This is a genomic window from uncultured Kluyvera sp., assembly GCF_902485085.1.
Taxonomy (GTDB): domain Bacteria; phylum Pseudomonadota; class Gammaproteobacteria; order Enterobacterales; family Enterobacteriaceae; genus Kluyvera; species Kluyvera ascorbata.
In genome coordinates, this window is the sequence record NZ_CABTJS010000163.1 from 22,874 (window position 1) to 32,724 (window position 9,851).

General features: G+C 60.3%; 5 protein-coding genes. All 5 read right to left on the reverse strand.

Going from position 1 to position 9,851, the window contains the following annotated elements; translation table 11 throughout:
• Window positions 1-64: 64 nt before the first annotated feature.
• The 5 genes from RDN66_RS20085 to RDN66_RS20105 are packed head-to-tail and all read right to left on the reverse strand — an operon-like array spanning window position 65 to window position 9,673.
• Window positions 65-2,671: a nitrate reductase gene (locus RDN66_RS20085; protein WP_202217806.1), complete on the reverse strand. Its 2,607-nt coding sequence runs from the start codon at window positions 2,669-2,671 to the stop codon at window positions 65-67.
• Window positions 2,668-6,732 carry a nitrite reductase large subunit NirB gene (gene nirB / locus RDN66_RS20090; RefSeq protein ID WP_308538137.1) on the reverse strand — a complete coding sequence of 1,355 codons (4,065 nt, stop codon included), beginning with the start codon at window positions 6,730-6,732 and terminating at the stop codon, window positions 2,668-2,670. The genes RDN66_RS20085 and nirB overlap by 4 nt, the downstream gene beginning before the upstream one ends.
• A gap of 9 nt (window positions 6,733-6,741) precedes the next feature.
• Entirely contained in the window at window positions 6,742-7,530 is a 789-nt protein-coding gene (locus tag RDN66_RS20095; protein WP_202217804.1) for an ABC transporter ATP-binding protein, read from the reverse strand.
• A gap of 9 nt (window positions 7,531-7,539) precedes the next feature.
• A complete protein-coding gene (gene ntrB / locus RDN66_RS20100; RefSeq protein ID WP_202217803.1) occupies window positions 7,540-8,415 on the reverse strand; it encodes a nitrate ABC transporter permease in 876 nt (291 codons plus the stop codon).
• Window position 8,416: 1 nt separating this feature from the next.
• On the reverse strand, window positions 8,417-9,673 hold the full coding sequence (locus RDN66_RS20105; protein WP_308538138.1) for a CmpA/NrtA family ABC transporter substrate-binding protein: 1,257 nt from the start codon (window positions 9,671-9,673) through the stop codon (window positions 8,417-8,419).
• Window positions 9,674-9,851: the final 178 nt, after the last annotated feature.

The following is a 9,851-nucleotide window of genomic DNA, read 5'->3' on the forward strand; positions in this document are numbered from 1 at the left end:
TCAGTTTAACCCCTTTACCGGGAGGGTTCAGCCTTTGCCCCTTATTCCAGGAATTGCCTGAAGGTTATAAAACCGTCACTTTTATCGTCGTACTTGCCAGCAATGCTTTAAGCTCTGGCACGCAGGAGCCGCAGTTGGTGCCGCATTTCAGCCGTTCACCCAGTTCGCCCGCCGTGCGGCAACCCTGTTTTTCAATCGCGTCAAGGATGTTTTTTTCACCAATGCTGAAACAGCTGCAAACAATTTTCCCTGCCGCCGGTCGTGCCAAATCCTGACCGCTCAGCAGCGCATGACGGTCCACAAGCGTCTGCGGCGCTTCGCTAAACGCCCTGCACACCAGCGAGTCGTCCACTTCCGGCAGCCGATGGCTACTCCAGAACCCCAGCATCAACTGCTCGCCCTGCCACGCCAACAAATGCCAGAGATCCCCAGCATTCGCCACCTGTACCTGCCAGCCGTGCTGCTGACACCAGACCAGAATATCCTGCTCAATAAGACGATCGCTGCAGAGCGTGAGATGGTGCAGCCCGGTTGCGGCTTTTCGCCACCAGGTCACATGCCCCGCTAACGGTACTTCATCACGGGAATAGAGCTCGCCCTGCCATGCAGGTTGCCAGGGGGCGATGCGCACCGCCGTTTGTTTACTTTCCGGCTGCCCGGAGTGCGGGTCCACCACCGGTGCCACCAGACCGTTGACTTTCCCCTGGCGGGCAAAGCAGTCGTTCCAGTGCATCGGCGTAAACAGCGAACCGCGACGCTGGCTATCGGTCACCACGACTTTTGCCACCATTACGCCGTGCAGCGAGCTTATCCGTGAGAGACCACCGTGTTGTAGACCGAAATGCTGGGCATCTTGCGGCGCCACTTCGACAATGGGCTGCGAGATATGCTGCATCAGTTTTGGCACGCTACCGGTGCGCGTCATGGTGTGCCACTGGTCGCGGATACGCCCGCTGTTAAGAATAAGTGGATAAAGTGCCTGGGTCTGAGCCTGCATCCCGCGTGGCGAGACGGGTACCATGCGTACACGTGCGTCGGCACGCCAGCCTCGCTTGAGATCCAACGTGTGGGCGTGGCGGCTAACCGGCCAGCGTACCGGCGCAAGATCATCCCACGCTTCACGGCTTAATTCGGCAAGCCCGCTGATATCAAACGCTCGCTGACCTTCATTTTCAAACCCAGAGAGCGCGGCATGTTCACTAAACACCTCGTGCGGATGCTGCCAGGCAAACGCCTCACCATATCCCAGACGCTGGGCGACGCGGGCGATAATCCACCAGTCCGCGCGAGCCTCACCGGGAACAGGCAAAAACGCCCGCTGACGCGAGATTCGGCGCTCTGAATTGGTCACGGTACCGTTTTTCTCCCCCCACCCCAGCGCCGGAAAACGGATGTGCGCATAGCGAGAGGTTTCTGTATGGGACGAAATTTCAGAGACGATCACCAGCTCACAGCGCTTCAGGGCCTGGCTCACCGCATGGCTGTCCGGCAGCGATACCGCCGGGTTAGTCCCCATAATCCATACCGCTTTCACCTCACCGCGCCCGATAGCGGCAAAGAGATCCACCGCCATCAGTCCCGGCGTTTGCGCCAGCCGTTCGGTACCCCAGAATCGCGCTACCCGGGCGAGGTCGGCAGGCTCAAAATTCATATGCGCCGCCAGCATGGTTGCCAACCCGCCCACTTCACGGCCGCCCATGGCATTTGGCTGCCCGGTCAGCGAAAACGGGCCACAGCCTTCGCGGCCGAATTTACCGCTGGCAAGGTGGACGTTAATAATGGCATTGCATTTATCGCTGCCGCTGGAGGATTGGTTAATTCCCATGGTGTAGAGCGTGATGGCCCTGGGCGCGGCAATAAAGTCCTGATAAAACGCGGCAACCTCAGCTAATGGCAGCCCGCAAAACGCCGCCACGCGCGCAACGTTCCAGGGCTGTGCCGCCTCCAGCGCGGCGGGCGCATCGGTAAAATCGTCCAGCCTTGCGCCGCACTCGGCGATGGCGCGCAGCAGCCCAACAAATAACCCGGCATCCGTGCCGGGAGCAATCGCCAGATGGCGGTCGGCAATATCGCAGGTCGCGGTGCGTCGAGGATCAATAACCACCACCTTCATCTGCGGGTTTTGCTGCTTCGCCTGCACCAGACGTTGATAGAGCACCGGGTGGGCCCAGGCGGCGTTGGAGCCCACCAGCACCACCAGGTCGCTGCGCTCTACGTCCTCATAGCTGCACGGCACCACGTCGGCACCCCACGCGCGTTTATAGCCGGTCACCGCCGACGACATACAGAGACGCGAGTTGGTATCGATATTCGCCGCGCCGATAAATCCTTTCATCAGCTTATTGGCCGCGTAGTAATCCTCGGTCAGCAACTGCCCGGAGGCATAAAACGCCACCGCCTGCGGGCCGTGTTCGTTGATAATCGCCCGTAACCGCTCACCGGCAACATCCAGCGCCCGCTCCCAGTTCACCTGCTGCCCGTCAACGGACGGATGCAGCAGACGCCCCTCCAGACCGGTCGTTTCGCCCAATGCAGATCCTTTCACGCACAGGCGGCCAACGTTCGCCGGATGCTCGCTATCACCCCGAACGCTCACCGCGCCATCAACCACGCTTGCTACTACCCCGCAGCCAACGCCGCAGTAAGGACAGGTTGTCCGGGTCTCTGTCATGAGGCCTCCGCGCGCATCACCAGTTCCTGGTTGCTTACCCACACGGTGCCACCTTCAATTTTCACCGGCCAGGCGCGTACCACCGGCTCACCGCTCTCTGAATGGCGACCGTCACGCAGACGAATGCGCTGCTTATAAAGCGGTGAGATAACGATAGGCTCGCCGCTGGCATCCCCCAGCAGCCCTCGCGACAACACGTTGGCCTGACTGCCGGGCTCCAGATTATCCAGCGCGTAAACGTGACCATTAAGACGAAACAGCGCTATCTGCATGTCGCCCAGGCGAGCGCCAATCCCGGCCTGCGGGGGAATATCTTCCAGCAGGCAAATCGCCTGCCACGGCTTAGCATGGCCTACCGCTGCCGGCTTCGTTGAGACCGGAACCCGCTGCGGCTGACCGCGAACGGATTCACGTTGTACCGCTTCATCCGGCGTATCGCTGTTGACGAAGGAGCGGAACAGCATCAACCGCTGCGGGTCGTTCAGGGTGGTTTGCCATTCGCACTGATAGCTGTCGATAACGCGGGCCATCTCCTGCTCCAGCTCTTCGCCGATACCCAGAGCATCGTCGAGAATCACGCGACGCAGATAGTCCAGTCCGCCCTCCAGGTTATCCATCCAGGTGCTGGTGCGCTGCAATCGGTCGGCGGTGCGGATGTAAAACATCAGGAATCGGTCAATGGTGCGCAGCAGCGTCGCGTCATCAAGGTCGCTGGCAAACAGATCCGCATGGCGCGGTTTCATGCCGCCGTTGCCGCATAAATAAAGGTTCCAGCCCTTGTCGGTGGCAATCACCCCTACATCTTTGCCCTGCGCTTCAGCGCACTCGCGGGTACAGCCGGAGACCGCCATTTTAATTTTATGCGGCGCGCGCAGCCCTTTATAACGATGCTCCAGCGTCACCGCGAGCCCGGTGGAATCCTGCACCCCGTAGCGACACCAGGTCGAGCCGACGCAGGATTTCACCGTGCGCAGCGACTTGCCGTAGGCATGACCGGTCTCAAACCCGGCCTCCACCAGCTCATGCCAGATAGCAGGCAACTGCTCTAATCGCGCGCCAAACAGGTCAATACGCTGGCCGCCGGTGATTTTGCTATACAGCGCGTAGCGTTTAGCTATCTGCCCGATGGCTATCAGCCCGTCCGGCGTCACCTCACCGGCAGGCATACGAGGCACCACGGAGTAGGTGCCGTCTTTCTGGATATTGGCGAAATAGCGGTCGTTGGTGTCCTGTAACGGCAAATGCGCCGGTTTAAGCAGATATTCATTCCAGCAGGATGCCAGCACCGACCCCACCAGCGGTTTGCAGATTTCGCAGCCGTCGCCTTGACCATAGCGGGCAATCAGTTGCTCAAAGGTGTGAATGCGGTTGACCCGCACCAGGTGATAAATTTCCTGGCGTGAGTACGGGAAGTGTTCGCAGATGTCCTTTTTCACCTCCACGCCCTGCTGCGCCAGCTGATACTCCATCACCTGTTTAACCAGCGCGCTACAGCCGCCGCAGCCGGTCGCCGCTTTGGTGCAGCTTTTTATCGCCCCCATTTCGCTGGCGCCATTGCTCACCGCCTGGCAAATATCGCCTTTGCTGACGTTGTGACAGGAACAGATTTGCGCGCTATCCGGCAGCGCCGCGACGCCTAGCGCTTTCGGCGTACTGCCTTCCAGCGCCGGTAAAATCAAGGATTCCGGGCGAGGCGGCAGCGCTATATCGTTGAGCATCATTTGCAGCAGCGTGGCGTAGTCGCTGGCATCGCCTACCAGCACGCCGCCGAGCAGCGTTTTGCCGTCAGCGCTGACCACAATCTTCTTATAGATTTGCTCCGGGCCGTGGATCCACTGATAGCTCTGGCTACCCGGCGTGCGCCCGTGGGCATCGCCAAACGAGGCAACGTCAACGCCGAGCAGCTTGAGCTTGGTGCTCATATCCGCCCCGCTGAATTCACTCGCTTCACCCGCAAGCGTCGCTGCGGCGACTCTTGCCATCTGGTAGCCAGGGGCCACCAGACCATAAATTTTGTTATCCCACAGCGCGCATTCGCCGATGGCGAAAATATCATCGTCGGAGGTACGACACTGGTTATCAATGGCAATACCGCCGCGCTCGCCCAGGACAATACCACTACTGCGCGCCAGCGCGTCCTGCGGGCGAATCCCCGCCGAGAACACCACCATGTCGGTCGTCAGGCTTTCACCGTCGGCAAACTGTAGCGTAAGCCCTGCTTCCGTCTGGCGAATCTCGGTGGTGGCTTTGCTGGTGTGTACGCTCACGCCAAGTTCGGTGATTTTTTCCCGCAGCATAGCGGCACCGCCGTTATCCAACTGCACCGCCATCAGATTCGGCGCGAACTCCACCACGTGGGTGTCCAGCCCCAGCTGACGCAGGGCGTTAGCGGCCTCAAGCCCCAACAGACCGCCACCGATCACCACGCCACGGCTGGCCGTTTTGGCGCTGGCGGCAATGGCATCAAGACCGTCCAGGGTACGGTAGACAAAACACCCCGGCAGCGAATTACCGGGAATGGGCGGCACGAACGGATACGAGCCGGTAGCCAGCACCAGCTTATCCCAATGCAGCTCATGGCCCTCGGCATTGCGAACGACTCTCGCCTCACGATCAATGGCCGTAACCACCTGCGACAACCGCAGTTCGATGCCGTTATCGGCAAAGAAATCGCCCTCTACCATCGAAAGCGACTCGGCGCTGCGGCCAGCAAAATACTCGGATAAATGCACACGGTCGTAGGCGGCATAGCGCTCTTCGCCCAGCACGACAATCTGGTACTGTTCATGCAGCTGGTGGCTGACACACTGCTCAAGAAAATGGTGGCCGACCATCCCGTGCCCGACGACCGCTAATGTTGGTTTTGTCATGGTTTGCGTTCCTGCAGCCGATGGCTGCGTGGTAAAAGGGTCGAATATCCAGCTCGCCTGCGCGGGCTGGACGGTATGCAATAAATCGGTAAAGGCGGCGGCGCTGGTGCAGTCGCCAAGCAGCAGGACTCCGGCCAGCTGACCGTTTGCCACCAACAACTGCCGATAGTGCCCGGTCTGCGGGTCATAGGAGGACCACTGGCTATCTCCGTCGATGGCCTGAACCCGCCCGGCGCTGAACAGGTCAATCCCCGTCACCTTCAGACGGGTACCGCGATCCTGCCAGTGGAAATCTGCTTGCGGGCTGCCGCAGAGCCTTGCTGCCAGGACGTCCGCCTGCCGCATGCAGGGAGCCACCAGGCCGAAGGTTTGTCCGTCAATCTCACAGCATTCCCCAATAGCGCTGACGCCGGGAATGCCCGTCTCAAGCTGGCGGTTGACAACTATCCCGCGTTGGCAATGAATACCGGCCCGCTGCGCCAGCGCAATGTTGGGACGGACACCGGTTGCCATCACCACGCGGGTTGCCGCAATGGCGCGTCCGTTGTTTAACACCACCGCGTCAGGGGTAATCTGTGCGATACCTGCACCCAGTTCACATCCGATGCCACGCTCCGCTAATCGCTGGGCCAACAGTTCGCCCGCCATCTCGTCTAACTGCTGCTCCATCAGTCGTTCGCTGCGATGCACCAAAGTGACGTTGTCACCTCTTATGCGCAGCGCGGCGGCAGCTTCCACGCCGAGCACTCCGCCGCCAATCACCACCGCATCGCCCGGCGTGGCCAGAATCGCCTCCACGTCGGCGAGAGTGCGGAAGGCAAAAACGTGCGGCAGGTCAATACCCGGCAGCGGCGGCAGAAAGGCCTTCGAGCCGCAGGTAAACACCAGCTCATCCCATTCCAGCTCGCGCTGGGTGGTGGTGACACGCCGCGCCTGTACGTCAACCGCCAGCACCGTTTCATCGAGGCACTGCGTGATGTGATGGTCGCGGTACCACTGCGCCGGTTGTAGCAGCGTCTGGTTAAAATCCTTTTCGCCACCCAGCACCGGAGAAAGCTGAATGCGGCTATAGGCCGGATGCGGCTCGTCGCCGATAAGGGTGATAGCAAACGCCCCCGGCGCGCTCGCGACCAGCTTTTCCGCCAGCCGGGTCGCCGCCATCCCGTTGCCAATCATCACCAGTCGCCGCATAGAAGCCCCTTACGCCGCTTTCGGCTGTTTTTCGTAAAGAAAGTGGAGGATCTGCTGGCGCAGGTGGTGATAACGGCCGTCATCCGCCAGCTGCACGCGGTTACGCGGACGCGGTAGATCCACCTCCAGCACTTCGCCCACCGTGGCCGCCGGGCCGTTGGTCATCATCATTACCCGGTCAGAGAGCAGCACCGCTTCATCAACATCGTGGGTAATCAGCACGATTGTGGTGTTCAGCGACTGCTGGATTTGCATGACGGAGTCCTGAAGATGGGCGCGGGTCAGCGCGTCCAGCGCGCCAAACGGCTCATCCATCAGCAGCACCTTTGGCTTCATCGCCAGCGCCCGTGCAATCCCGACGCGTTGCTTCATGCCGCCCGAGATTTCACCCGGGCGTTTTTGCATGGCGTGGCCCATCTGGACACGTTCGAGGTTGTGCGCAATCCACTCCCGGCGCTCCGCTTTGTTCATGGTGTGGCGAAACACCTGTTCCACCGCCAGCGCCACGTTGTCAAAGCAGGTGAGCCACGGCAGCAGCGAGTGGTTCTGGAACACCACCGCCCGCTCCGGCCCCGGTCCGGCAATTTCGCGGTTATCGCACAGCAGCCCGCCTTCGGTCGGCAGGGTAATACCAGCAATCAGGTTGAGCAGCGTCGATTTACCGCAGCCCGAATGGCCAATCAGGCTGACGGTCTCCCCTTCGTGAATATCAAAAGAGACGTTCTGTAAGGCCAGAAACTCGCCGCTGGCGGTATGAAAACGCTGGCTCACGGCCTGCACCTGAATTAATGGTTTCATGATGTGCTCCTATTTCTCTTGCCAGCTAAAACGGCGTGCAATCAGCATCAGCCCTTGCTCCAGCAGCAGCCCCACTACGCCGATAATGACGATAGCGATAAGGATGTTTTCGACGTTGAGGTTGTTCCACTCGTTCCAGATCCAAAAACCGATACCCAGCCCGCCGGTGAGCATTTCGGCCGCCACAATGACCAGCCAGGCGATACCAATCGACAAACGAACCCCGGTGAGCACCGACGGCAACACCGCCGGGAAGAGGATTTTGCGCATCACCGTCCACTCGGAGAGGTTCAGCACTCGCGCCACGTTGAGGTAGTCCTGCGGAATGCGACGCACCCCTTCGGCGGTGTTAATCACCATCGGCCAGATGGAGCAGATGAAAATCGTCCAACTCGATGCCGGTTCCGCTTTCTGGAACAGCAGCAGGCCAATCGGCAGCCAGGCCAGCGGGCTGACCGGACGCAGCAACGCAATCAGCGGGGTGAACATCCGCGAAGCAAAGGTAAAGCGACCAATCAGGAAACCAAGCGGTATACCCGCCAGCGCCGCGAGACCAAAGCCCACCGCCACGCGCTGTAAAGAGGCCAGCACGTTCCAGCCCACGCCGACGTCATTGGGGCCGTTGTTATAGAACGGGTCAGAAAAGAGGGTTATCGCCGAATCCAGGGTACTGAGCGGCGTTGGAAAACCTTTGCTGTTCACCGCAGCCAGCTGCCAGAGCAGCACCAACAGGCCCAGCCCCAGCGCCGCCGGAATAGTGCGCTCTGCGAGTTCACGAAGATGGCGCCGCAGCGCAGGCGGTCTACGGCGAACCTGCACCGGCGGCATGGCAATCACTTCTCCTGCCGGAGTCGGCGCGTCGATAGGTTTCGTTTTGGTATTCATCTCATGCCCCTATACGTTGAATGGCAAAACTGCGGGCGTATGCAGCGGGGTCAGCCCCGTTCCAGACAGAACCGTCGATTAACGTGCTGCTGCGCAGGGTCTGGGTCGGAATGGCAATGCCACCAACCGCCTGCGCCGCCTCTTTCCAGACATCAATGCGGTTAATACGCTGAGCGACCGCCAGATAGTCCGGGTCACTTTTCAGCAGCCCCCAGCGGCGGAACTGGGTTAAGAACCACATGCCGTCGGAAAGCCACGGGTAGCTCACCTCCCCATGCTCAAAGAAGCGCATCGGGTGCGCATCCTGCCAGCGGCGGCCGATGCCGTTGTCATAAGCACCGAGCATCCGCCCGGTGAGGTACTGTTCTTTGGTGTTGAGCCAACCGCGGTGAGAGAGGATCTGCGCGGTTTCGCGTTTGTTATCGTCAGAGGCGTCAATCCAGCGAGCGGCATCCATCAGCGCGGCCACCAGCGCGCGCGCGGTATTCGGGTTTTGCTCTACCCAATCGCGGCGAGCGCCGAGGACTTTTTCCGGGTGCTCCGGCCAGATATCCTGGCTGGTGGCAGCGGTGAAACCGATACGGTCGTTAATGGCGCGAGCGTTCCACGGCTCGCCAACGCAGAACCCCACCATGTTGCCGATGCGCATGTTCATCACCATCTGCGGTGGCGGCACCACCACCGTGCGTACATCGTCAAACGGGTTGATCCCGCCGCTCGCCAGCCAGTAATAGAGCCACATGGCATGGGTGCCGGTCGGGAAGGTATGGGCGAAGGTGTAGGTGCCTGGCGCGCTTTGACCGACCAGGTTTTTCAGCGCGCCGAGGTGGGTGATGCCCTTTTCCTGCAAATCGCTCGACAGCGTGATCCCCTGACCGTTGCGGTTAAGGGTCATCAGGTTAGCCATCGGCTGTGGTTTCGCCGCCACGCCCAGCTCAAGCCCGTACAGCAGGCCGTAAAGCACATGCGCCGCATCAAGTTCGCCGTTGACCAGCTTGTCGCGCACCGCGGCCCAACTCGCTTCTTTGCTCGGTACCAGCGTAATGCCGTACTTTTTGTCGAAGCCTTTCAGTGAGGCAATCGCCAGCGGCGCGCAGTCGGTCAGCGGAATAAAGCCCACCTTAACCGTCTGTAGCTCCGGTTTATCGGAGCCCGCCGCCCAGACCGCCTGACTCATGCCAGGCAGCAGCATAGCGCCGCCGAGTACCGCGCCCGCCTGTAACAAACGTCGCCGTGATAGTGAAACCGTTTCGTCCATACTCGCTCCCGAATGCAAAAAAAAAGCGCCCGGCAATGCTTACGCATTGCAGGACGCCTTTATCCTCGCGGTGTGCAGGCCGCCATTGGCCCGCCACCGACTATTTACTTAACTAATGCAATTCAGATGCCAGCTTTTACAGCGCTAAATCCGCGGAAAAATGTGCACTCAATCGCTA